Origin of the sequence: Fibrisoma limi BUZ 3 (genome assembly GCF_000296815.2) — a bacterium.
Lineage (GTDB): Bacteria > Bacteroidota > Bacteroidia > Cytophagales > Spirosomataceae > Fibrisoma > Fibrisoma limi.
Genome location: NZ_CAIT01000006.1, coordinates 15,591 through 39,325 on the forward strand (window position 1 = coordinate 15,591; position 23,735 = coordinate 39,325).

Sequence of the window (23,735 nt, forward strand, 5' to 3'; positions counted from 1 at the left end):
ACATCAACTTTTCTTCTGCTTACCGGCCAGGGTCTGTTTGCCGGCAATGGTTGTGATAGCCGTCACCAGCCGGTCCAGATCTTTGGGGGTCGTGTAAATGTGCGGAGTTACCCGAACACCGTTAATGTTTTCCCAGGCAATCGGTGTCGTATGGATTTTGTACTGGCCAAGCAACTGGCTTTCAATCTCGCCCGGTTTCATACCGTCAATCGAGAAAAGAGCGATAGCGCCCGCGTATTCGGGTTTCAGCGAGGTATGAAGCCGAACGCCCGGTACGTCACGAACGCGCTCGGCCCAGTAATTTTTGAGGTAATGCAGCCGGGCAAACTTGCGGGCCGCGCCGATGCTCAGGTGAAAGTCGACGGCCGTGCCGATGGCCATTTCCGACGCAAACGACCGCGTACCGAGCGATTCAAACTTGCGGATGTCGGGGCCGTCGGGTTCGTTGTTGGAGAGCAGCGCCCATACGTTAGGAATCTTGTTCTGCCGGACGTACAGCATACCGCTGCCAAACGGGGCGCAGAGCCATTTGTGCAGGCTGGTCGCGAAGTAGTCGCAGCCCAGGTCCGGTATTTTGAAATCAACGTGAGCGAAGGAGTGAGCGCCGTCGGCGATGACCTCGATACCGCGTTTGTGGGCTTCGTCGGCAATTTTACGCACCGGCAGTAGTTGACCGATCCAGTTGATCAGGTGGGTGATGTGCACAACCTTGGTCCGGGGCGTAAAGGCCTGCACGAACTGGCTGACGTAGTACTCGTCGTTTTCAACGGGAACGTTCAGGTCCAGGAACACCAGCTTGATACCGTCGCGTTTTTCGCGCTGTTTCCAGGCGTTCAGCATGTTGGGGTAATCCTGCTTAGTCAGCACCACCTCATCGCCCGGTTTCAGGTTCAGCCCAAAAATGACTGTGTTCAGTCCTTCCGTAGAATTGCGGTTAATGGCAATCTCTTCTGCCGAACAGCCGGCCAGATCGGCCAGTTTGCTACGTAGCGCTTCGCGGCCCTGGTCCAGAATCCGCCACATGTAGTATGAGGGCGCTTCGTTGGCGTACTGGTAGAACCGGATGTGCGCATCCTGCACAGCTTTTGGTTGTGGACTTACCCCGCCGTTGTTCAGGTTCAGCAGGTTGGGCGACACCGTAAATTCCGTTTTGACCCACGACCAGAAATCTTCGTCCCGCGCCCAGTCAGCGGCCGTTTTTAACCCAGCATCGGCAATTGGCAACGACTGAGTGTAGGTTTCAGGCAGAAAGGCGGGCAACGTGAGGGCACCGGCGGCCTGCCGGAAGAAGGTTCTGCGGGTAGTCATGGCTTGAGAAAGAAAAGGTGTATAGGCAAAAGAAAGCAGCAAACGGCATTATAGCAAGTTACTTGCCGAATAATATTGTGCAAAATGAGTGATTAGCCGCATATTTTTTAAAATCAACAAGGGCCAGCGACATCATAAATCTGCCATGCTAGCTTGTTGCAATGCAGCATTAGGTTACTTTTGATGCTATAATCTATATAGTTAATTATTTTCTACCATCTCAAACGATATGAAGACGAACTTCCACAAATTACCAGTGATGTTGCTGCTTGTTTTGACTGCCTGTGAAAGCCCTGTCCTCAATGGAGGTTATAATAAGCGATTAGGTAAGTATGACACTAAGGTTGAGGCCCAAAACAATGCATTGCAGGAAATATCGGATCGATTCAATTCGCTTCCCGACGATAAGGACTATAAAATATCGTACTCTTTCAATCCTGGCTCCAATGAGAGAGGCAGTCAAGCTATCTGGTATAATCGAAGCACTCAGCGCTTAGGACTAGAAGTTGATCTACAAAGTGGTATCGCCTGCTCTTGGTATAAGATTGACAAAACTATTTTGGAGAAATCAGTTGCCGCAAAAAGCGGAATAGTTGGTCTTGATTCTCTGGCTCAAACAGTCGGCAATCAACCTAGTTCTTGCCGCTAAAGAATTTTGGAGGACCGGTCATTTGCCGGTCCTTCTTTTGTAAGAAATACTGATTTCTATTTGTCTAGGCGGTTCTTGTAAGTTCTATATCTTTCTGATTAAAGAGCCGACAAGTAGGGTTAAAACCGTGCCAACAAACTGACCCGGCCCCACTGGTGAGGCCGTGCGGTGCGGAACTCCCGGGTTCGGAACGTCTGCGAAGCCGTTAGTTGAAAACCTCCCAGACCGAACGCCCAGCCGTATTCGACCTGGCCGTAGAAGTGCGTCAGTTCCTTGGAGGGGAGGGCGTAGTAGTTCTCACGCCCGCCAAACCAGCCGCCCTGTAGCAGCGAATTGTCCAGTACCGCTCGCAGCGTAGGCCGAACAAAGGCATATACCTGTCCCCGGCGGCTACCCCGAGGATACAGACGGCTCGGACTCGCGAAGTAATCAGTAAACTGCCCAAGCCAGATCATTCCCCCAACGCCCGCGAAGTTGGACACCGTACCGACATTCACCTCAACGCTGCCCGCTACGTCGAAGTTGGGATGAATACGTGGAAACAGTCGGCCATCGTAGCGAACCGCGTAGCTAATGGCCAGGCTGTTGCGTAGTTGATTGGACCAGCCGGCGGCATCGGCCTGCCCCAGCCATTCATGCAGCAGGTTCTGAAGTTTGTCGGCCTGGCTTACTGGACCGATAATGCCCACGTCAGCGGAGGAGGTCAGGCGTCGGCCGCCGATGGAATCAACCGTTGTGAGCGACCACGAGCCGTAGATATAACCGGCGTAGGGCCGGTCGTAGGGATACAGTTTGGGCCTCGCTGTTTTGACGTCGTGCGGGGTGTACATCTCCTGGCCGAGTGCAAAGCCATAGAGCGAGCGGTAGGTACGTCCGTCTTTGGCCGGAAAAGCGAGGAGCAGATGCCGGGTCGGCCAGCGTTGCCAGTAACTGCTTTGCAGACTCAGTCGCAGGCCGTTGGTATAGTAATAGTCGGTGATGTCGCGGTCGCGCCATTGAAGCGCATCATTTTCCCAGTCCAGCCCCACAAATGTTCCGGCTTCATTCGTCGACTGCGCCTGGCTACCAACCACAAGAAACAATAAAAAGATACTGATTAATGAAAAACGATACATTGTAGTAGGTAAAACCGTGTAAATGTATGATTGATCGCTGGAAAGTCACTACTTAGTTTACGGTATTCTATTTACGGTTTTAAGTTCGTGGGTTCCAGTCGCGGCTTATGGAGTACAGGTCGGGCGTCGGTTTCCGAAAGCTGTAAACCGCTCAGTCTGACTAGTACTCTACTTAGTTGGTCCATTTAAGTAGATAATAAAACCAACCTTAGGAGAAGTCGTTATGAGCAGATACCGGTTTGTGAAACAAGAGCATTGCCGGTCATCATCTCATCATATAACCGCTTCGCATGAAAGCAGCCGTTTTTCACAAAGCGGGGGATATCCGTTATGAAACAATGGATGACCCCCGAATCGAACACTCGCGCGACGTTATTCTGCGCATTACCTCCACGGCCATTTGCGGCTCCGACCTGCACATTTACGACGGTTTTCTGCCTCAGTTGCGCAACGAGGTACTGGGACACGAATTCATGGGTATCGTTGAGGAGGTAGGTTCTGAAGTTACTAATTTTAAAAAAGGCGACCGGGTCGTGGTGCCCTTTACCATTGCCTGCGGAAAATGCTTCTTCTGCAATCACCACCTGGAGATGCACTGCGAAAACTCCAACCCGGACGTGTACGGCCCCGACGGTGGTCTGCTGACCGAGAAGGGTGGGGGGCTGTTCGGCTACTCCGACCTCTACGGCGGCTACAACGGTGGTCAGGCTGAATACGTCCGGGTGCCCTTCGCCGACTACGGGCTGCGCCACGTACCCGAAGGACTGAAAGACGAGCAGGTGCTGTTCCTGACCGACATCTTCCCGACCGGCTGGAGTTCCATCGAGTGGGGGGAGCTGAAAGGGGGCGAAACGGTAGCTATTTTCGGCTCCGGTCCGGTGGGCCTTATGGCGCAGAAATCGGCCTGGCTGCAAGGAGCAGGCCGGGTTATTGCGATAGACCCATTGAACTACCGGCTGGAACGAGCCCGGCGAGTCAATAATGTCGAAACCCTGAATCCGCACGACGTCGATGTGGTGGAAGCTATCCGCAGCATGACCGAAGGCCGGGGGGCTGATGTCTGCGTGGATGCTGTCGGGATGGAAGCCGAGCGAACCGTACTGGACAAGGCCAAGGCGGTGTTCAACCTGGAAAAAGGCACATCGGCCGTGCTGGAACAATGTTTTCGGGCGGTGCGCCGGGGCGGCATCGTAACGGTGGTTGGTGTATATGGCACCCCCTTCGACAATTACCCGCTCGGCCGGATATTCGACAAGGGGTTGACGGTCCGCTACGGGCAGTCGCAGGTGCACAAGAACATTGATCACCTGCTCAATCTGGTGGTTGAGGGCAAAGTGGTGCTCGACGACATCGTGTCGCATGTCCTTCCCCTGACCGAAATTTCGCGTGGTTACGAAATCTTCAAGAAGAAAGAAGACGACTGCACAAAGGTGATTCTCAAGCCGTAATCCGGTTTACGGTATATGATTTCAGGTTACGGTGATGAGCACGGCCTACATCCGGCGTCAGCTAACCGAAAACTGGAAACCAGAGACTGAAAACCTTAAAAACTCAACTATGGAAACACAACAGAATGGCAAGACTGCCCTCATCACGGGGGCCAGCAGCGGCATCGGCCGCGAACTGACGCGGCTTTTTGCCCGCGACGGCTATAAACTGGTAGTAATCGGTCGCGACGAGGAAGCCCTACGGCAACAGGTCTATAATTTACAGAATCAATACGGTACGCAGGCGACCATCATCAACAAGGACCTGGCTGATCCCAATGCCCCTGAGGAAATTTATGCCGAAACCAGCGGGCAGGGCATACAGATCGACGTACTGGTCAACGACGCCGGATTTGGTGAGTACGGTATGTTCGCTACCGAAACCGATTTTCAGAAGGAACGGGATATCATACAGGTCAATGCCGTAGCGCTGATGCACCTGACAAAACTGTATCTGAAAGACATGGTTGCCCGCAACGAGGGGAAAATCCTGATGCTGGGGTCAGAGGTGTCCGTTGCCCCTAATCCGTTGATGGCGGTCTATGGCGCGACGAAGGCGTTTGTTAAGTCGTTTTCGGAGGCCATCCGCAACGAACTGAAGGACACGAACGTAACCGTAACGGTGCTGATGCCGGGTGCTACCAATACCAACTTCTTCAAAGCCGCCGGTGCGACCGAAGCCAAAGGGGCTGATCCCAACAAGACCGCCGACCCGGCCGCCGTAGCCAAAGCAGGCTACGAAGCCCTGATGAGTGGTAAAGACCACGTAGTGGCGGGCTGGATGAACAAGTTGACCGTCGCGTTGGCGCATATCCTGCCTGACCCGTTGGTGGCGGCTAATGTTCGTAAAGATATGACGCCGAAGGAAGAAGCTGACCGGCAGCAACAACAGACGCTGGCGCTTGCCATCGGGGCGGCTGCGGTACTAATTGGTGGTATCTGGCTGCTGTCTCGCAATCGCTCGTCGGTCATTCCGGTCAGCGCCTACGATAAAGCCCGGTATCGGTTTAAAGCTGCTAAAGCACAGCAGTCGGCCAAAAGCGCGCTGTCGTCGGTGGGGGATTCTATTCAGGGGGCGTATCACAACGCCAGATCCGCCGTCGAAGAAGCGCTGGTATAACTACATTTTTCTTTGGGGTGGCCGGTCTTTCGCACCGGCCACCCCTGACTCACGTTATGGAAGCCATCAAGACAAAAGCCTATGGCGCTAAGGCGTCGCTGATTGATTCGCTGAGCCGTCTGTCGCGGATGGACATTGAGCGGAAAGCACCCAGGGAGGATGAGGTGCTGATCGATATTCTGTATTGTGGTGTTTGCCACTCCGATCTGCACCAGGTGCGTAACGACTGGGCAAATACCATCTACCCGTGTATTCCCGGTCATGAAATCGTGGGTCGGGTCACGCAGGCAGGCAGTGGTGTAACAAAGTATAAGGTTGGTGATGTAGTGGGCGTCGGCTGTATGGTCGATTCGTGCGGTCAGTGTACATCCTGCACCGGGGGAGATGAGCAGTACTGCGAAGGGCCCGTTAGCTGGACCGCTACGTACAATGGCTACATGAAGCCAGACGGCAGCGGCTACAACACCTTCGGAGGCTACTCGACCAGCATCGTGGTAAAAGAATCCTTCGTGCTGCGCATTCCCGATAAGCTCGACATCAGCAAAGCCGCTCCTATCATGTGCGCGGGCGTAACGACCTACTCGCCCCTGCGGCACTGGAACACCCAGCCCGGCGATAAGGTGGCCGTAGTAGGCATTGGTGGCCTGGGACACATGGCTATCCAACTGGCGAAGGCGATGGGAGCGCACGTAACGGCGATTACCCACTCGGAAGATAAGCGGGCAGCGGCCGAAGCGCTGGGGGCAGACGAGGTGCTGATCGAAAGCGACAAAAAAGCCATGGAAGCGCATCAGTTGGCGTTCAAGCTGATTCTGAGCACTATTCCGGATAAGTTCGACATTAATCCGTACGTCAGCCTGTTGCAGCGCGACGGAGCGCTGGTGGTGGTTGGCGTGCTGGGGCCGTTCAAAAGTCCGACCAACAACATGGAGGTCGCGTTTCACCGGCGTTCGGTGGGAGCTTCCATTATCGGCAGCATCGCCGAAACGCAGGAGGTGCTGGACTTCTGCGCCGAACATGCCATCGCGCCGGAGGTTGAAATGATTGCCATGCAGGACATCAACAAGGCGTTCAGCCGGATGCTGGATAATGATGTTAAGTTTCGCTTTGTGATTGATATGCAGTCGCTTAAGGACGAAAGCTAAGCCACTTTTTAACCAAACAACGAGCATGATTAATACCTATTTCCGGGCTTTCAGCCTGGGCGTCGTCGCCGGAATGCGGTCGATGATGGCTCCGGCTCTGCTTAGCCGCAAACTGGTTCGAACCATCCCCACCAAACAACCGTCGAAACCGATTCATTACCTGGCTCTGCCCACAACGTCTATGGTACTGACGACGCTGGCAGGTAGCGAAATCATAGGGGATAAGGTGCCGAGTACTCCCAACCGAACAGCACCTCCGGTATTTGGTGCGCGGGTTGTTTCGGGAGCGACTTGTGGGGCGTTTCTAAGCCAGGTGGAGGGTGGCGAGGTAGCCGCCGGAGCCGCAGCCGGTGGTTTGGGCGCTGCCGTTGGTACGGTCGCCTTTTTTCAACTACGCATGTGGCTGACGCGTGGCCTGGGCATTCCTGATCCGGTTGTGGCGCTGGCAGAAGATGCGCTGGCCATTTCCCTGGGCTGGCAGGTAGTCAACAGCATTGAACCGGATGTGCAAACTGCCTGACGCAGTAAGGTTTATACATCAAGAATCCCGACGGTTAGCCAGTAATCGTCGGGATTTTTAATTTACAGCCGGACGAGTGTTCTGACAGCGGTATGGGGTTGCAGCGATCCCAGCTCGAAGAAGTTACCCAGACGGATCTTTCCATCCCGGCGACTGATTGGATAGGCTTTGTAAGCCGAATTTGATGAGAGTGTATTTCGCACATGAATCTGGCGACCCGAAACGTAGTAGTTGTAGATGCCGCTGCCAAGCTTGGGTACGATATGACCCCCTAGATTGGTAGTTTTTCCGCGCTTGACCTCTAACCAGCGGGTGGTGCCTGTATCCAGCATCGTAAGGAAAATGATCGTGTCTTTCCGGGCCGATGACTCCACCCAGGTGCCCGACAGATCGTCAGGATTGACCTCTTCCGAAGAATCGCAGGCTACGAAACACGTAGCAAGAAGCAGAAAAAGATAAAGGCCGATTCGCATACCATTCTGTCTTTTTCAGATGACCCAACTATCGATCTACGGGTTGGAATACAGGCCAACATACAGTTAGACAACGTAGTACTATAATCTCCTCAACAAGTAAGTAAAAAGGGCCAGCATCTTGCCGGCCCGAACAATTTATGGAAACTTCGGAAACTTGCTGAAGTCTGGCTTGCGCTTTTCCATGAAGGCGTTCTTGCCTTCTTTGGCTTCATCGGAGAGGTAGTACAGCAGCGTCGCGTCGCCGGCCAGTTGCTGGATGCCGGCCTGTCCGTCGAGTTCGGCGTTGAAGGCGGCTTTAAGCATCCGCAGGGCGATTGGGCTCTTTTCGAGCATCTTACGGCACCACTCCAGAGTGGTTTCTTCCAACTGGTCGAGGGGCACCACTTTATTGACCAGGCCCATGTCCAGCGCTTCCTGCGCGTTGTACTGATCGCAGAGGAACCAGATCTCGCGGGCCTTTTTCTGTCCTACGATCCGGGCGAGATACGAGGCCCCGAAGCCCCCGTCGAAACTGCCGACTTTCGGACCCGTCTGCCCGAACCGGGCGTTGTCGGCGGCAATGGTCAGGTCGCAGACGACGTGCAGGACGTGCCCACCGCCGATGGCGTAGCCGGCTACCATAGCCACGACTGGCTTTGGAATGCGCCGGATCTGCATTTGCAAATCCAGTACGTTCAGGCGCGGTACCTGGTCCTCGCCGATGTAGCCGCCGTGGCCGCGAACCGACTGATCGCCACCCGAACAGAATGCTTCACCACCTTCGCCGGTCAGGATTACCACACCGACCCGCTCATCCTGCCGGGCAATTTCCATCGCTTCCGACATTTCTTTGACGGTCAACGGCGTAAATGCATTGCGTTTGTGAGGGCGGTTGATGCTGATCTTGGCGACGCCCTCGTAGTAGGAGAAAATGATCTCCTCGTACTCCTTAATTACTTCCCAGGGATAGTTGCTTGTCATAATTAGCGCATTAGTGAATGAGCGCATTAGTGAATAAGCGATCTGCCAAACATTCGCTCATTCACTAATGCGCTCATTCGCTCATTGAAAATTCAGTTTCGTGATAATCTACGTCCCACGTATGGTCGGCCATCATGCGGACCGTCGCAACGGTACGTTCGAAGGGGAATTTGCGGCCCCATTCGTGGGGAGCAATCATCGACAGCACATCGGTGCCATCCTTGCGGACGTAGAAGTAGTAGGTGTGCCCGACGATGGGCTCAAAATTCATCTGGGCGTTATAGATGCGCTCAGAGACTTCAACGCGGTGGCGAATGGCCGTTGCCTGCTCAGCCAGCAACTGCATCTGTTTGTAGAGCTGCGCCAGTTGCAGGTCCGTCTGTTCCCGCATGGCCGCTACGGCCCGCCCGTGAATTTTACCCTTGTCTTCGGGCCGGATAACGGCGCCCCCGGCCGTGTGGGCGTATTCCATCAATCCCGGCGATTCGGCTACCTTCTCCGGTGCGATAGGATTGATCACTACTTTTGCTTCCTCCATACGAATGGGTAACGGATGCCCGACCGCGTTTGTTCGGTATCGGGTTTTCACCGTACATTTACCTTGTTATTAGGGTATGGTTTGAGGTTTGTAGTTGAAGATTGTCGGGTCCCTACAAACCACAAACTACAAACCGATTTTCCCCCACAAAAGTACAACGAACCCGTATGCAAAATACCCCTTCGGCCACAATTGACCGCCACACGTTTATCCGACTGGTTGGCAGCAGTGTTGGGGCCGTATTGTTAGCCCCCTGCGCTCTGGCCTGTAATTCGGGGGGCGAAACCGAACCGGTGGCCCCCGAGGCCATTGATTTCACCTTCAACTGGAACGAACCCAATACCGATTACGCAAACCTGAAACTGAAAGGGGGCTACGTCGTGGTACGCAATATCCTGGTTGCTCAAACTAAAGCGGGTGAGTTTCTGGCGGTCTCGGCGAAGTGCACGCACCAGAACACCCAGCTTACATACCGCAGTGCCGAAGGGCAATTCTACTGCCCGCTTCATGCGTCGCGCTTTGACCAGACGGGTAAGGTCATCAACGGACCTGCCACAATACCGCTCGTTGTTTTCCGCGTTGCGGTCGATGCCAACTCCGGAACCGTTCGGGTGACCAGCGTATAGATGATACACGTTAACGGTCAACTGCCGGTTTCCAACTGGCCTCAGCCTATCACGCCTTATGATGCCGACGCGCTGGCTTTCTGCCGAACCTGGCAGAGCGGGCAGGCCGAGTTTGTTTTGCACACATCCGGCTCGACCGGCCAGCCCAAACCCATTACGCTGACGCGGCCACAGATGCAAGCCAGCGCCCGACTAACCGGCCAGACACTGGGCCTACAACCCGGCGATTCGGCCCTGGTGTGTCTGAATGTGCGCTACATTGCCGGGGTGATGATGCTGGTTCGGGGACTGGAACTTGGCTTACAGATGACCATCATCGAACCATCCGGTGACCCGCTGGCCGACTTCCCGGCCAACACCCGATTTGACTTCACGGCGCTGGTGCCGCTGCAATTACAAACCATTCTGGAAACTGCGCCGGAAAAACTGCCAATCCTGAACGGCATGAAGGCGATTCTGGTGGGTGGAGCGGCAACGAGTCCGGCGCAGGAACGGTCCCTTCAGGTCATTACAGCACCGGTTTACGCTACCTATGGCATGACCGAGACCGTATCGCACATTGCCCTCCGGCGGCTGAATGGTCCGGCGGCAACGGAGGTCTTCACATCGCTGGAGGGCGTCAGTATTGGTACCGACGAGCGAGGATGCCTGCACATTACGTCGGCTGCGACCAACGGTGAGCGGGTACAGACCAACGACGTAGTTGAGATGCTGGATACCTCGCATTTTCGGCTGCTGGGTCGGGCCGACGCCATCATCAACAGTGGCGGGGTGAAAGTACAGCCGGAAGCGGTCGAACGAATCGTTCAGGATGTGCTGGCTGAATCAGGACCGGTGCCGAGGCTGTTTGTGGCCGGCCTGCCCGACGAGCGGCTCGGGCAGCGGGTGGTGGTTTTTGTGGAGCATCACCCCCTTGACGCTGAGCAATGGGCCGCTGTTCAGGCTCGCGTCCGTGACCGATTAGGGCCGTATCACGTACCTAAAGACGCCATTACGGTCGATCATTTCGCCGAAACCCCCACCGGAAAAATCGATAAACGGCGAATTGTGAACAGTTACTAACGTTTTTTTGTCATGCAACAAACCATTGCCCGCTTTCGAGTCGATGCCGTTTAAAAACCTGACCATCCGCTACCAGACCGCCCGGTCGTTGCCCGCGCCCTACGCCCATTTTTACACCCTGTCGGCGCGTACTGCGTTCAATGAATACCTGCAGGTCGATTTTTCCATTACGTACCTCGACCGCGAGAGCGTGGACGAAGACGAACTGATTGCCGAAGGGTATACACCTAATGATGACTTCAGTTGGTCGGGCCGGCTGGGGACTACCTGGCAGCAGGCCGTAGCGAACCTGGCGGATCAAACCGCACTTGATCCGCTCGTAGAAGACCAGTTGGGCGAGGATGAAGATTTTTTTGAGATGAAGCTGGAAACCGAAGCCGGCATCGAGTCGGGTACGCCCCGTAACGGCGATGACTGGACGTATCTGGCGCAGGAGCTGATCCAGGCGGCCTACGAAGCCGGAGGGCGCGAACAGGCGTTTGAACTGACGTTTCTCGATGCCAGCCGGGAAGCTGATACGGAGCTGTTCATGCGGGCGTCGTTTGTGGAGCGAAACGTAAAAATCGACCTGGCGCAGAACCGGCGCAGGACGTCGAAAACATTGCCGTGGAGCGAGTTGCAGCGCATTATGGGAACGGTCTACAAAGCCGATTACGAAGCGCATGAGCCCCTGACGCAGCGGCCGAAACGGAATGGTCAATGGCTGAACCTTGGCGGGGAGGAGTGGTACGACGTGAGCGACGAAACAACGATCGTGGACCTGTTCAGGAAACTGTAGCAAGTCGCCAGATTTCTGAGACAACCATTCCCCCGACGGCCGACCGGGACTCAAGCCGGATCAACCCCGCTTTACGGAGCAGTCGCGGCCAGTTGGCCAGTTGCCGGGTTTCGATGCCGGCCGTCAGTCGGAAGAACGTAATCATTAGCCAGAGCAAGGCTTGGTGGGTCCATTTGTCCGTCCGGACGAAATCCGTCACTAACCAGTGCCCATCCGGGTTGAGCGCCTGACGTAGGCGCGGAAGCATCCGTTGGGCCAGCGTCTGCTCCGTAAAAAGGTCCAGCACAAACGGCGTTATAATAACGTCGAACCGCTCATCAGGCCGTAGCGCTGTTTCATCGCCCAATCGAAACTCGACTGAACCCAGTATCGGTTTTTGAAACATCCGGCCACTTGCCTGAGCCAGCATCCGGGCCGACGTTTCCAGATACAACACCTGGGATGGCTGGCACTGGGTTAAGATTGGTTCCAGCAAAAACCCGGTACCTCCCCCGACAATTAGAATAGATGCGCCGGGTTGAAGCTCTCCCAGTAATAGCGTTTGCGCCCGTTGCAGGGATCGGCCAAAGACGAAAAAGCTCAGTGCATCGTACAACGGCGCTACCCAATCAAAATTACCCCCCGGATATTGCGGTTGTGCGCGCATAGTGGTAAAAAAACTACACAAACGATAATTGAGCATCGGGCGTCCATCAAGCTATGCGTTCGTTCGTACGACTTTGCTTGCTTTTCTGCGGCCAAGTTTATTGACTTGTATAACTGCCCGCGCAGCCAAAAGTAATTATTCCTACCCCTGGCCTTCTTCATTATGGAAACCCAACTTACCGGATCGCCCGAGGTGGCAGTCGGAAAAAGTACGCGCATTCAGGTTGTTGACGCGTTACGTGGATTTGCCCTGCTGGGTATTCTGCTCGTTCACGTATCGGTCTGGTTCGACGGTGGGCCGCTGCCCGGTTCGGTGTACCAGATCAATTCGCAGGGCATTCTGAACAACATCGTGCAGGCGATTGTGGGCATTTTCTTCAGCGGCAAGTTCTATACCTTCTTCTCGTTTTTGTTCGGACTGAGCTTTGCCCTGATGATGACCCGCTCAACCGAGCCGGACGGTACGTTTCTGCGCCGGTTTGCCTGGCGGCTGGTCATTCTGGGGGCTATCGGTTTCCTGCATCATCTGCACTGGCGGGGCGACATTCTGAGTATCTACGCCATGCTTGGCTTTCCAATGTTATTGTTCCGTAAGGTGCCGCTCCGGTGGGTGCTGACCGTAGCGGTGCTGCTCATCCTGAATCTTCCCGCGCAAATCCGCACCATCTACAACGAAAACGTTGCGGAGCCGCCAGCCAAAGCGCAGAATGACCAACGACAGAAAGAATTTGAGAAGACGGTAGAGGCTAATTACGAGATTATTAAACGTGGTAGCTATTTCGAGGTGGTTGGAGTGAATTTCAGGGAGTTTGAAACCAAGATGAACTTCCAGTTCGATAGCGGCCGAATTTATATTACCCTCGGCTTCTTTCTGCTGGGACTCTATGCCGGGCGTCGGCGGTTATTCCAGCACTTATCCGACAATCGGGCCTTCTTCCGACGCGTGACTCGCTACACGGGTTTTGGTGTGTTAGGAATCATTGGCCTGTTTGCGATCGCTATTTCGATCTACGGCAACAATTCCCAGCCTCCCAAAGGTATCGGCTACTTTTTTAACTTCCTGTTCGGCCTTGGCGAGGGTAGCCTGACCATTTTTTACATCGCTGGCCTGACCCTGTTGTTCCAGACGGTTTCGTGGCAGCGGATTGTATCGCCGTTGGCGTCCATCGGCAAAATGGCCTTGACCAACTACGTCCTTCAATCCGTCATTGGTACGCTGATTTTCTACGGGTACGGGCTGGGCCTCATCGGCGAAATTCCCTCAGCCGTAGCCATTACGTTAACCCTACCCATCTTTCTGGCGCAGGTATTGTTCAGCCGGTGGTGGTTATCGCGGTTCCAGTACGGCCCCCTCGAATGGCTCTGGCGATCATTGACGTTTTTGAAGGCGCAGCCGATGGGGAGGTAATTTTTAGTTGTTGTAAAAGGTCAGATATTCGTCTGAGGTGAGCAACAGATTGTTTATACCAACTTCCGGCTTGGCTTGTACAGCTTTAATCCATCCACCCGTTTGAAATCGTCAATGTTGGGAGTGAAAACTTCTAAACTATTGGCCCTGGCAATTGCCGCAATCAGGGCATCAGGCACACCAATCTGACGGCTGTACAGATTAGCCATAATTTCAATAAACAACCGGGATGCATCTTTAGTAAACGCAAAGCGATTGAAACGTCTAATAAGTTCTTTAGTGTCGCGCTCTTCTGACTTGCGCATTCCCAAATAGATTTCGCCGATCGTGATGTCACATATAGCCGCGTTGGAGTAGCCAATGTCTTTTAACTCGGCTTCGACGGCCTCGTTACCACGGAAGATAGCAAAGAAAACGCTGGTGTCGCAGAGAATCATTTAACACCACGTCCTTTCCAAGCTTGTCGGCGAAAATCATTGAAATCCTCAAAACGTCCTTCCCACGCACCGCGTAGGCGCACAATAGCTTCTTCAATAGCGGCATCGGGAGCTCCTGGCTCAAAAGGGCTTTCTTCCTCAACCGTCCGGCTTTGGAATGGTACGTTCATCATCCGCAGCATCTCTTCGATGATCGTGCGTTCGTGTTCATTGACGTCTAATTCTAATACTGTTTTCATGGGCTTATTTCATTTACGCTTAATCGTCTACAGATTGCTCATTCCGACTTAACTGAGACGTTCATGTTTTGCTAGGGAAAATCTTATTTCAGCTCAACTGTTTATTAATTAGTAATTACGTGGAATCCATTGTCCCTCTTTGTTATAGTTTGGACTTCCTTCCATATTACCTGATTGCCAAAAAATATCTAAAATGGGTTTCATATGACTTGCTGGGCTTACATCCAGGTTATCTACTAATAAAGGAGAAAACAACATTCGTTTACGACCAATAACACTTGTACTTTCGTGGAAATCGTTGTTCTTAATCACTAATGTTTCCAAATCGAATAAACTGAGAAACACCACGAAAGGCGGTTCGACAGCAAGCTGGCTATAGATATTTAAGGTCGATTTAAAATTTTCAATTACAATGTTTTCTAAACGATGTCCGTGAACGTAAGGACGTCCCAGTATGTGACGATTAGTATAAAACTCCAAGCAACCATCTCTAAATATTTGAGCATAAGTGTCCACTAGCCTATTATCATGCTTTTCATAATACATGCAATATCCTTCTACGTTATAACGAGGTTGCCCTCCAAGACCTTCTATGACTTTTAAATTTGATCGTAGAAAGTCAATCGTTGGTTGAAAATTTAAGTTAACTAATGCGTCGCCTTGCCTGCCCAAAGGCACAACATGCATAAAATATGAACCAACAGTATCAATATTTGTCAAGAATTCCTGACTCCGTACTAATTGTATTCTTTCCTGTCTGAAAGCTTCCGCCTTCTCTTTAATTGACATAGCTCTTGTAAACATTTGATTGACACCAATTACATCAGGTAAGTATTTTCCGGTGTTGCCACGACTATAAAATTTGTTTGTACCAGAATAACTCACCATTGAGGGCAAGCCAATATTTTGAGGTATGCCGACAACAAGTACGTAATTATTATCATCTATATGGATAGGACTAAAAATTAAAGATTTACTTTTAGGATCAAGTCCGTTCTCAACCAATGATTCTATTTGTTGTAATGTTGAGTCTACATTAATTACTTGAATACCATTCACTGAACATGCTATTCCTGAGTTTTTACCATCTGCACCTTTGGCCTCTTCAATGCCAAAGATTATACACCCGCCTTCAGTGTTCATCATAGCCGACACATCAGCAAGAAACTCTTTCCTGTCATCACCCGAACTTATCTTTAATTCTTTTTTGAAATCTAGATTTTTACTTTCCTGAATACGATTGTTTACAAGTCGGTAGATGTCAGATAAGTCTAATTTATCAGCTCGTTTGCCAAATAAATACATGGTACGGTTAAATATTATTGCGCCAAATTGACTTAAATCTATTAAAATTCCATCATTTTTCCGCCAAATTGTCCGAAAAACCGCCTTGGCCCATCGTTTGTTACTACTAGTATAGGTAAACAAAATAAGAGCTTCTGCAACAGCGGAGCGACTAGACCAGACCATGAACTTTAACAACTATACCATTAAGGCACAAGAGGTTATTCAGCAGGCGGCTCAGATGGCGCAGGGCAATAACCAGCAGACCGTCGAGACCGGCCACGTACTGAAGGCCATTCTGGATGAAGACCCGAACACCGTCGGGTTTCTGGCCAAGAAGGTGGGCGTCGATACCAGCCGCCTGACGCTGGCGCTGGACGCCATTGTGAACAACTACCCCAAAGTTTCGATCTCGGGAGGGCAACAAGGCATTTATTTAGGAAACGATTTGAACTCCGCTTTCCAACGGGCTACAAACCAGCTAAACGAGTTCGGTGACGAGTTCGTGAGCGTCGAGTTGATGCTGCTGGGATTGGTTGGCGGGAAAGACTCAGTCGCAACTTTACTTAAAGACGTAGGGTTCAGCGAGAAGACGCTAAAAGAAGCTATTAAAGAACTAAGAGGTAAAAATAATCCTGTGAAAGACCAAAACGCGGAAGCCAAGTATCGGTCGCTGGAGCGGTACAGCGTTAACCTCAACGAACGGGCACAGACGGGTAAAATTGACCCCGTCATCGGCCGTGATGAAGAAATTCGGCGGGTGCTTCAGATTCTGAGCCGCCGGACGAAGAATAACCCAATTCTGCTGGGTGAGCCGGGCGTTGGTAAAACCGCCATCGTCGAAGGCCTGGCGCAGCGGATCGTGCAGGGCGACGTACCCGAAAACCTGAAGTCGAAGATTATCGTATCGCTCGACATGGGCCTGCTCGTTGCTGGTGCGAAATACAAAGGGGAGTTTGAAGAGCGTTTGAAGGCGGTTATTAAGGAAGTGACCGACTCAGAAGGCGAAATCATTCTCTTCATTGACGAGATTCATACCCTTATCGGTGCGGGTGCGGGCGGTGGCGAAGGCGCGATGGACGCGGCTAACCTGCTGAAACCGGCCCTGGCTCGTGGTGAATTACACGCCATCGGTGCCACAACGCTGAAGGAGTATCAGAAATATATCGAGAAGGACAAGGCGCTGGAGCGTCGGTTTCAGGCCGTTATGGTCGATGAGCCGGACGTAACGGATGCTATTTCGATCCTGCGTGGTATTAAGGAGCGCTACGAGTTGCATCACGGCGTTCGCATTAAAGACGACGCGGTCATTGCCGCCGTTGAGCTGTCGAATCGCTATATCTCCGACCGCTTTTTGCCCGACAAGGCCATTGATTTGATGGACGAAGCGGCTGCGAAACTGCGTCTGGAAATCGACTCGGTTCCTGAAGAACTGGACGAGTTGAACCGGCGCATTATGCAGTTGGAGATTGAGCGGGAAGCTATCCGTCGTGAAAATGACCACGAGAAAGAAGCCGTACTGAACCGCCAGATTGCCGATTTCAACGAGCAGCGCAGCGAATTGAAAGCGCGCTGGGAGCTGGAGAAAACGTCGGTGAACGAAATTCGGTCGTTGAAAGAGCAGTTGGATCAGTTACGTATCGAAGCTGAGAACGCCGAACGCGCGGGTGACTACGGCAAAGTTGCCGAAATTCGCTACGGCCGCATTCCCGAAGCTCAGAAGCGCCTGGACGATTTAACCAAGAAAGACGGCAGCGCTGACACCCTGCTTCAGGAAGAAGTTACCGCCGACGATATTGCTGAGGTAGTTGCCAAGTGGACAGGTATTCCGGTAAGTCGGATGCTGCAAAGCGAACGTGAAAAACTGTTGCATCTCGAAGATGAACTAGGCAGACGCGTCGCTGGTCAGGAAGAAGCCATTCAGGTGGTGTCGGATGCGGTACGTCGGAGCCGCGCCGGTATGCAGGACCCTAAGCGACCAATCGGTTCGTTTATCTTCCTCGGTACAACCGGTGTGGGTAAAACTGAGCTGGCGAAGGCCCTGGCCGAGTTCCTGTTCAACGACGAGAACGCGCTGGTACGAATCGACATGTCGGAGTACCAGGAGCGCCACGCCGTGAGCCGGCTGATCGGTGCCCCTCCGGGCTACGTGGGTTATGACGAAGGTGGTCAGTTGACCGAAGCCGTTCGCCGGAAGCCGTACAGCGTAATCCTGCTCGACGAGATTGAGAAAGCGCACCCCGACGTGTTCAACATCCTGTTGCAGGTGCTGGACGACGGCCGTCTGACCGACAACAAAGGTCGCGTGGCGAACTTCAAGAACACGATCATCATCATGACCTCGAACATCGGCTCGCATATCATTCGCGAGCGATTTGCCGAGATCAACCGCGATAATCGCGACCAGATCATTGAGGATACGAAAGAGGAAGTGTTCGAGTTGCTGAAGCAGACGGTACGTCCTGAGTTCCTGAACCGGATTGACGAGCTGGTGATGTTCCAGCCACTGACCAAGCGCGAGGTTCGCAAGATCATGGACATCCAGTTCAAGCAGATTCAGGCGCGACTGGCCGAGCAGGGCATCACGCTCGAAGCCGACAACGAAGTGCTCGACTTCATCGCCCGCGAAGGCTTCGACCCGACGTTTGGGGCTCGTCCGCTGAAGCGTGTTATGCAACGGCGCATCCTCAACGCCCTCTCGAAAGAGATCCTGGCGGGCCGGATTCAGAAAGACGCCGTGGTGGGCATGATGATGAACGAGGACGAAACCGGCAAAGAAGACATCATCTTCTACAACCTCGACAAGGTAGTGCCTGCCTTAGACTAAACGATTGATATGGATGTAGAAACGCCCGGCTGCTCTGATGAGTGGCCGGGCGTTTCCATTTTTGCAAAACTCTTTTTACCACCACCGTAATCACGCCTGAGATTAGGCGTTTCTTCGGTATTGTTATTTAGCTACGATAAGGAGCTATTCAGCAAAGTAAAAACGGACGACCGCACGTTGTATCCGGATGGTTTAATGACCATGATTGACAATGACGGTGGCCATCACCCGGCTCCGCTGGGTTTTGACTTAGATGTCATGTATCAGCAAAGGTGATATGGTTAACTTATTGGAAAAAATGGATTAAGTTTTCTCTAAAAGAGCCTTTCGGCTGGACTAACACAAAAAACGGGACCGCAGTGCGGTCCCGTTTTCAAATTGGGCATTGACAAACTTAAAACTTTTTTACCTGAATAACGGCTTCCGGCTTGACCTCGACCGGGCTGGTGCCGGGGTAGGGGCGAACCTCCGTCAGAACAAGCTGATACCGATCGCTACCTAACTGCACCAACGTTGAATCCCGAGTCTTCTGAGGACCATTACCGCAATCGCCAAGGCACAAAATCCCCTGTCGGCTTTCCGTTTCCTGGCTCAGCGTGTAAGAAACATTGACATTGCCATACCGGATGCAAACTACATTGGCCGGGCATCGGCTATCCTCAATCTTTTCTACCTGCAGGGTGGCGTTCTGGCCAACGCGGGCCGACTGGCTGGCGGCCATCACCAGCGATGCTCTATCCTGCGGAAGGGCTTCGTTCTCATTAGAACCCTGACAACCTACGGCCAGTAATCCCCCCAGCAGTATGGTTACAAAGTGATTATATATGCGCATACTCGTTTTCAGTTTTATGTGATTGTTGTTATTAAAGAGTCAGGGTTGCCCCAAAGCGTTGGAATCGATCTGTGTTTTTTGCTCGTATACGTATAGGAAGGGTTGTCGAACTTCCATAGTCAATTTTATACCTGAACTAACCGTTCGCTCAAACGATCAGGACCAAAGGCAACCTGGCTCCACCAATGGTACTCATACCGTGCAACGGTTACGCCTGAATAGCCTCTTTACCCCGTAACCGATTCACATCTTTGTGCGATTGATGGCCGTTGCCTGTTCTGCCAACTTCGCAGCCGTCAACCAGTCAAGACCACAACAGACCACGAACAGTAAACAACGTCTACTCATGAACGACATTCTAACCCCCACTTTTTTCGATACACTGGTGGTTGGTATTATTCTGATGGGCTTCTTTGGGCTTATGGCAACGGCGGTCTTTGCTCAGAATTTGGCGCGGACGACCGGATCGGACAATGTAAAGGACGAAGGAAACTAGCCAATACATTCGCGACCGTACTGCTGGTAAAGAGCGTGGCCAGCAACGCCGATGACCACTACGCTGTCGACAAGGCGTAAACTTAAAGCTCGTTTCCCTACCTTTACGAGTCACCATCGTCTGTGTTATGCAACCCATCAAGATTGCGACCGCACAATTTGAAAACGCCAGCGGTGACAAAGCGTTTAACCTGCAACGTATCGATGAGCTATCGGCCAGGGCTGCCCAACAGGGCGCTCAGGTTGTGGCGTTTCATGAGTGTTCCATTACCGGCTACACCTTCGCCCGGCACCTGTCCCGAGAAGAGTTGCTGGCCGTTGCCGAGCCCATCCCCGACGGAGATAGTATCCAGGCCCTGACAGCCATTGCTCGTAAAAACGATATCGTGGTGCTGGCTGGTCTGTTCGAAAAAGACGAGCAGGACCGGATCTTCAAAGCCTACGTATGCGTCGATAAGAACGGGTTAGTGGCCAAATACCGGAAGCTGCACCCGTTCATTAATCCAAACATTCTCCCCGGCGACCGGTACGTTGTGTTTGACCTGTATGGCTGGAAATGCGGGATTCTGATCTGCTACGACAACAACGTAATCGAAAACGTTCGGGCCACGGCTCTGCTCGGGGCGGATATCATTTTCATGCCGCACGTAACAATGATGACCCCATCGACGCGGCCGGGGGCTGGTTTTGCGGACCCTGCTCTGTGGGCAAACCGGGAGGCCGATCCGACGTCGCTGCGGCTGGAATTTGATGGCATGAAAGGCCGGGCCTGGCTGATGAAATGGTTGCCCGCCCGGGCGTATGACAACGGCATTTACGCCATCTTCGCCAATCCCATCGGCATGGACGACGATCAGTTGAAAAATGGCTGTTCGATGATTATCGATCCCTTCGGCGATGTCATTGCCGAGTGCCGGGAACTGGGCGACGATATTGCCGTTGCTACGTGTACCCCTGAGAAACTGCAACAGGCCGGTGGCTATCGGTATCGCAACGCCCGTCGGCCGGATCTCTACCGCGACATTATCGGACAGGACCACCAGCCGGAGCAGAAAGTGGTCTGGCTGAATGCTGAACAACCGGTTGAAGAATAGCCGATAACCCTCATCCCGGCCCAGCTCCTTCCTCACCAGGGGCGGAGTTGGGCCGGGGTGAGGGGACTTAAACCTTACTCGCCCGCTTCCGGCTGATCAACTGTGGCTGCGCGTTTTCGAACTAGTTTGCGTCTGGATTTAATGACAAATAGCACGGAGCCAATTAGAAAGACCAGCGCGGGTACATAAAAACGAAGGTGAATGTAGTCGGTAACCAGCGTGAACCCGTCCGCCGACAGCATTAGAAAGCCCTGGTACAATACATCGAGCCAGAGCACGGCCACAGCCAGCAACACCAGCCCCCATATGGACTTGCGGGGTGCAATAACCACCGCCCAGACGTATAGCCAGCTTAGCAGCGCCAGCCCGGCCAGACTATTTTGCGGAAATGGGCCGGTCAAAGCGGCCATTACGTTCCAGACGATGATTGGCTGAACGAACGTTCCGTCGCTGTAGTAAATCAGCATGAACGACAACACCGTCAGCAGGGCCAGTCGTCGGATGGCTGCCTGACGGATCGCCACGATATATTCATAAGGTGCCGACTGCATCGTACTTGTAGTTTGTCCAATCCAGCGATTGGGTGGCATTTTCTGGTAATGACGTTTTGGCCGCCCGTTCGTCACCACCACACACGTCTGCCCTTGCCTGCTTGCGGACGTTTCCGCTTTTCACAGTGGTGACGCGTTTTACCCCAAACCGGTACGCCGGACCAGTTTGGGGAGTAATGCGCTACCGCGATTACAACGTGTTATTCCACCGGTGCCTGGCCGGACGCCAGCAGTCCCGCCGGTACGCTGAGTTCGCCGGTGTTGAAATCGATCAAGCCGTTTCGCTCGTCTTCAATATTGGTGGCCTGCGTGTAGACATCGCCGGCAATGGCCCGTTTGCGAAGTTCCTGCTTAAATTGTCGGACACGTTCGGTCCGGTTTTCGGGATCGTTGGGGCCACCGTAGTCCGCAAAGCCGAAGCCGCCCCACTCACTCACGAGCAGCGGTACCTGGCGCCGGTAGAAAAACGGATCACCCACCACGAGCGGAAAGGCTGCTACGCCTTCCAACTGCCCCGCTACCAGCCGGTCCAGGAGGTCGCGCCAACGGTCCGGATCGGGTGTGTAAAGGTGCGCCGTCAGCAGGTCGGATTTCAGGCGGCCTTCCAGCGAGATGTGGTGCCAGCCGTCGTTGTCGACTACCAGGAACTGCGGATGGTTGATCAGCATGTAGTGGTACAGATCAACAATGTATTGACGCGTTTCAAGGTTCGTCGCAATGTCCTGCGCCCCCCAGTCCTCGTTGTACAGGCTCCAGATTACGATCGACGGGTGTGTTTCAATGAGAGCCAGCATCCGAAGCAGTTCGGCCCGGTGGTTTTCGCGGCTCCGGTGGCTCGAACTGTGTGGGCTGGGTACTTCCACCCACAACAGCATACCCATTTCGTCGGCGAGGTTATAGATACGTGGGTCAACTCCGGCGATGTGTACCCGAACCAGGTTACAGCCCAGTTCTTTCATGGCCTGCATGTGCCGCTTCATTTCCTCAAACGTAGCGGTGCCGGGTTGGTAGAGAATACCGTCCAGGTAGATTGATTCATTGTTGAGGTACACACAGCAGCCCCGCGCTTCTACCTTACGCAGGCCGAAATGGGCCTCAATTTGTGCCGGATAGCCACTCGAATCGATCAGCTGAGCGACCAGCCGATACAAACGGGGCGATTCGGGCGACCACAGTTCTGCACCCGGTACTTCGATCACAACGCGCTGTTGTTTCTGGCCGGCCTGGAGTCGCAGGGGGAAATCAGAGGTAGCCATGAGGTCGACGGAATCGTGACCGTACACGTTGAGCCGCAACGTATACAAGCCGGGGTCGTGAATCCGCGTAGTGAGATTGAACCGAACGAGCTGATCTTCTACGACACTAACCACCCCGACCCTCGACCGCAGCCGGTTGCGTTCCACCGTTTCGAGCCATACGCTCCGAACGGCCCCGGTGTAGGTATGGTACCAGATCCCTCCGCGTTTATACACGTGTGATTCCTGCTTCCCACGCGGAATTTCAGCGTCCATCGTGTCGGCGATGCGGACGGTGAGTCGGTTTAGCGGCTGCAGGAGGTCTTCACTAAATTCGTATGAGAAAGATGTGTATTCGCCGTAGTGAACTTTTTCGCCTTCGATGGTATGGAGCGGATGGCCGTTCAGCCACACCCGGGTTTCGTAGCCACAGGCCCCGAACGTAAGCTGGATCATGGTCCGGTGCTGGGGTTCGGTACGCGTAGGGAGTTCAAACTCCCGTTCGTACCACGCAACAACCTTGTCCTGCCAGCCGGTTGCCTGCTGCTGGCCTTTGGCATCTGCCATGTGCGCTTCGATGGACCCCGGCCAGATAGCGATGTGCTCGTAATCGCGCCCGAGATACCAGCGTTCCCGCATACCGCTGTCGTTGGGGTCGAGGCAGAATCGCCATTCGCCGTCCAGAAGGATGTGATTATTAGGTCTGAGAACGGCTCTGGGTAGGGGGTTTTCGAATCGCTCGGTCGTCTGAACTTCTTCTTTACTTACTGCCGAACCAAAGTTAAGGTGCTGCGAGTCCTCCATACTGCTCATGATAACGTTGAGGGCAACTGTAATCGGTCAGGATCGGTCGTTGGGTGCAGTTGCCTGACCTCTCTAACCGGAAAACATCCTGAGTAGTTTT

Annotated in this window: 24 protein-coding genes; 12 read left to right on the top strand and 12 right to left on the bottom strand. The window is 53.3% G+C overall.

Features of this window, described 5'->3' with window-relative positions; translation table 11 throughout:
- Positions 1-3: 3 nt before the first annotated feature.
- Positions 4-1,308: an aminotransferase class V-fold PLP-dependent enzyme gene (locus tag BN8_RS07980; RefSeq protein WP_009281321.1), complete on the bottom strand. Its 1,305-nt coding sequence runs from the start codon at positions 1,306-1,308 to the stop codon at positions 4-6.
- A gap of 229 nt (positions 1,309-1,537) precedes the next feature.
- Here BN8_RS07980 and BN8_RS07985 point away from each other — a divergent pair, with 229 nt between their 5' ends.
- Positions 1,538-1,957: a hypothetical protein gene (locus tag BN8_RS07985; RefSeq protein WP_040005631.1), complete on the top strand. Its 420-nt coding sequence runs from the start codon at positions 1,538-1,540 to the stop codon at positions 1,955-1,957.
- A 119-nt stretch (positions 1,958-2,076) separates the two neighbouring features.
- On the opposite strand, the gene BN8_RS07990 is transcribed toward BN8_RS07985, so the two are convergent.
- Positions 2,077-3,072, bottom strand: coding sequence for a lipid A deacylase LpxR family protein (locus BN8_RS07990; protein ID WP_009281322.1), 996 nt, complete (start codon positions 3,070-3,072; stop codon positions 2,077-2,079).
- Positions 3,073-3,362: 290 nt separating this feature from the next.
- On the opposite strand from BN8_RS07990, the gene BN8_RS07995 reads away from it, so the two are divergent.
- The 4 genes from BN8_RS07995 (at position 3,363) to BN8_RS08010 (ending at position 7,344) form a co-directional block, all read left to right on the top strand.
- Positions 3,363-4,520: a zinc-dependent alcohol dehydrogenase gene (locus BN8_RS07995; protein WP_009281323.1), complete on the top strand. Its 1,158-nt coding sequence runs from the start codon at positions 3,363-3,365 to the stop codon at positions 4,518-4,520.
- 109 nt (positions 4,521-4,629) lie between these two features.
- Positions 4,630-5,679, top strand: coding sequence for an SDR family NAD(P)-dependent oxidoreductase (locus BN8_RS08000; RefSeq protein WP_040005879.1), 1,050 nt, complete (start codon positions 4,630-4,632; stop codon positions 5,677-5,679).
- A gap of 56 nt (positions 5,680-5,735) precedes the next feature.
- Positions 5,736-6,824 (top strand): NAD(P)-dependent alcohol dehydrogenase, encoded by a 1,089-nt coding sequence (locus tag BN8_RS08005; RefSeq protein ID WP_009281325.1) that lies wholly within the window; start codon positions 5,736-5,738, stop codon positions 6,822-6,824.
- Between the two features lie 25 nt (positions 6,825-6,849).
- Complete coding sequence (locus BN8_RS08010) at positions 6,850-7,344, top strand: hypothetical protein (RefSeq protein ID WP_009281326.1); 495 nt, start codon at positions 6,850-6,852, stop codon at positions 7,342-7,344.
- Positions 7,345-7,406: 62 nt separating this feature from the next.
- On the opposite strand, the gene BN8_RS08015 is transcribed toward BN8_RS08010, so the two are convergent.
- The 3 genes from BN8_RS08015 to BN8_RS08025 all read right to left on the bottom strand — a co-directional run bounded on the left by BN8_RS08015 (position 7,407) and on the right by BN8_RS08025 (position 9,318).
- On the bottom strand, positions 7,407-7,817 hold the full coding sequence (locus BN8_RS08015) for a hypothetical protein (RefSeq protein WP_009281327.1): 411 nt from the start codon (positions 7,815-7,817) through the stop codon (positions 7,407-7,409).
- Positions 7,818-7,955: 138 nt separating this feature from the next.
- Positions 7,956-8,780: a 1,4-dihydroxy-2-naphthoyl-CoA synthase gene (gene menB / locus BN8_RS08020; protein WP_040005632.1), complete on the bottom strand. Its 825-nt coding sequence runs from the start codon at positions 8,778-8,780 to the stop codon at positions 7,956-7,958.
- A gap of 73 nt (positions 8,781-8,853) precedes the next feature.
- Positions 8,854-9,318, bottom strand: coding sequence for a DUF2452 domain-containing protein (locus BN8_RS08025; protein ID WP_009281329.1), 465 nt, complete (start codon positions 9,316-9,318; stop codon positions 8,854-8,856).
- A gap of 167 nt (positions 9,319-9,485) precedes the next feature.
- Here BN8_RS08025 and BN8_RS08030 point away from each other — a divergent pair, with 167 nt between their 5' ends.
- From BN8_RS08030 to BN8_RS08040, 3 genes are read left to right on the top strand one after another with little or no spacing between them, the layout of a single operon-like run.
- On the top strand, positions 9,486-9,944 hold the full coding sequence (locus tag BN8_RS08030; protein ID WP_009281330.1) for a QcrA and Rieske domain-containing protein: 459 nt from the start codon (positions 9,486-9,488) through the stop codon (positions 9,942-9,944).
- Positions 9,945-11,006 carry an AMP-binding protein gene (locus BN8_RS08035; protein ID WP_009281331.1) on the top strand — a complete coding sequence of 354 codons (1,062 nt, stop codon included), beginning with the start codon at positions 9,945-9,947 and terminating at the stop codon, positions 11,004-11,006.
- A 25-nt stretch (positions 11,007-11,031) separates the two neighbouring features.
- Positions 11,032-11,784 (top strand): hypothetical protein, encoded by a 753-nt coding sequence (locus BN8_RS08040; RefSeq protein ID WP_229367841.1) that lies wholly within the window; start codon positions 11,032-11,034, stop codon positions 11,782-11,784.
- Here the strand turns inward: BN8_RS08040 and BN8_RS08045 are convergent.
- Entirely contained in the window at positions 11,771-12,430 is a 660-nt protein-coding gene (locus BN8_RS08045) for a class I SAM-dependent methyltransferase (RefSeq protein ID WP_040005633.1), read from the bottom strand. The genes BN8_RS08040 and BN8_RS08045 overlap by 14 nt on opposite strands.
- A gap of 162 nt (positions 12,431-12,592) precedes the next feature.
- Here BN8_RS08045 and BN8_RS08050 point away from each other — a divergent pair, with 162 nt between their 5' ends.
- Complete coding sequence (locus tag BN8_RS08050) at positions 12,593-13,837, top strand: DUF418 domain-containing protein (RefSeq protein WP_009281334.1); 1,245 nt, start codon at positions 12,593-12,595, stop codon at positions 13,835-13,837.
- A gap of 53 nt (positions 13,838-13,890) precedes the next feature.
- Here the strand turns inward: BN8_RS08050 and BN8_RS08055 are convergent, their stop codons facing one another.
- The 3 genes from BN8_RS08055 to BN8_RS08065 all read right to left on the bottom strand — a co-directional run bounded on the left by BN8_RS08055 (position 13,891) and on the right by BN8_RS08065 (position 15,983).
- Positions 13,891-14,274 (bottom strand): type II toxin-antitoxin system VapC family toxin, encoded by a 384-nt coding sequence (locus tag BN8_RS08055; protein ID WP_009281335.1) that lies wholly within the window; start codon positions 14,272-14,274, stop codon positions 13,891-13,893.
- Complete coding sequence (locus BN8_RS08060) at positions 14,271-14,513, bottom strand: hypothetical protein (RefSeq protein WP_009281336.1); 243 nt, start codon at positions 14,511-14,513, stop codon at positions 14,271-14,273. The genes BN8_RS08055 and BN8_RS08060 overlap by 4 nt, the downstream gene beginning before the upstream one ends.
- 108 nt (positions 14,514-14,621) lie before the next feature.
- The gene (locus BN8_RS08065) at positions 14,622-15,983 is read right to left on the bottom strand and encodes an AlbA family DNA-binding domain-containing protein (RefSeq protein ID WP_040005634.1); all 1,362 of its coding nucleotides are present in this window, start codon (positions 15,981-15,983) and stop codon (positions 14,622-14,624) included.
- Between BN8_RS08065 and clpB the strand changes: the two genes are divergently transcribed.
- Positions 15,982-18,624, top strand: a complete 2,643-nt coding sequence (gene clpB, locus BN8_RS08070; protein WP_009281338.1) for an ATP-dependent chaperone ClpB — start codon at positions 15,982-15,984, stop codon at positions 18,622-18,624. The two genes, BN8_RS08065 and clpB, sit on opposite strands and share 2 nt — an antisense overlap.
- A 394-nt stretch (positions 18,625-19,018) precedes the next feature.
- Here the strand turns inward: clpB and BN8_RS08075 are convergent, their stop codons facing one another.
- On the bottom strand, positions 19,019-19,456 hold the full coding sequence (locus BN8_RS08075) for a hypothetical protein (RefSeq protein ID WP_009281340.1): 438 nt from the start codon (positions 19,454-19,456) through the stop codon (positions 19,019-19,021).
- A 346-nt stretch (positions 19,457-19,802) separates the two neighbouring features.
- Here BN8_RS08075 and BN8_RS33195 point away from each other — a divergent pair, with 346 nt between their 5' ends.
- Together BN8_RS33195 and BN8_RS08080 are read left to right on the top strand one after the other, a co-directional pair.
- The gene (locus tag BN8_RS33195; RefSeq protein ID WP_192579034.1) at positions 19,803-19,952 is read left to right on the top strand and encodes a hypothetical protein; all 150 of its coding nucleotides are present in this window, start codon (positions 19,803-19,805) and stop codon (positions 19,950-19,952) included.
- A 127-nt stretch (positions 19,953-20,079) separates the two neighbouring features.
- On the top strand, positions 20,080-21,045 hold the full coding sequence (locus BN8_RS08080) for a nitrilase family protein (RefSeq protein ID WP_009281342.1): 966 nt from the start codon (positions 20,080-20,082) through the stop codon (positions 21,043-21,045).
- Positions 21,046-21,119: 74 nt separating this feature from the next.
- Here the strand turns inward: BN8_RS08080 and BN8_RS08085 are convergent, their stop codons facing one another.
- Positions 21,120-21,596, bottom strand: coding sequence for a hypothetical protein (locus BN8_RS08085; RefSeq protein ID WP_040005635.1), 477 nt, complete (start codon positions 21,594-21,596; stop codon positions 21,120-21,122).
- Positions 21,597-21,796: 200 nt separating this feature from the next.
- A complete protein-coding gene (locus BN8_RS08090) occupies positions 21,797-23,644 on the bottom strand; it encodes a glycoside hydrolase family 2 (RefSeq protein ID WP_009281344.1) in 1,848 nt (615 codons plus the stop codon).
- Between the last annotated feature and the right edge of the window lie 91 nt (positions 23,645-23,735).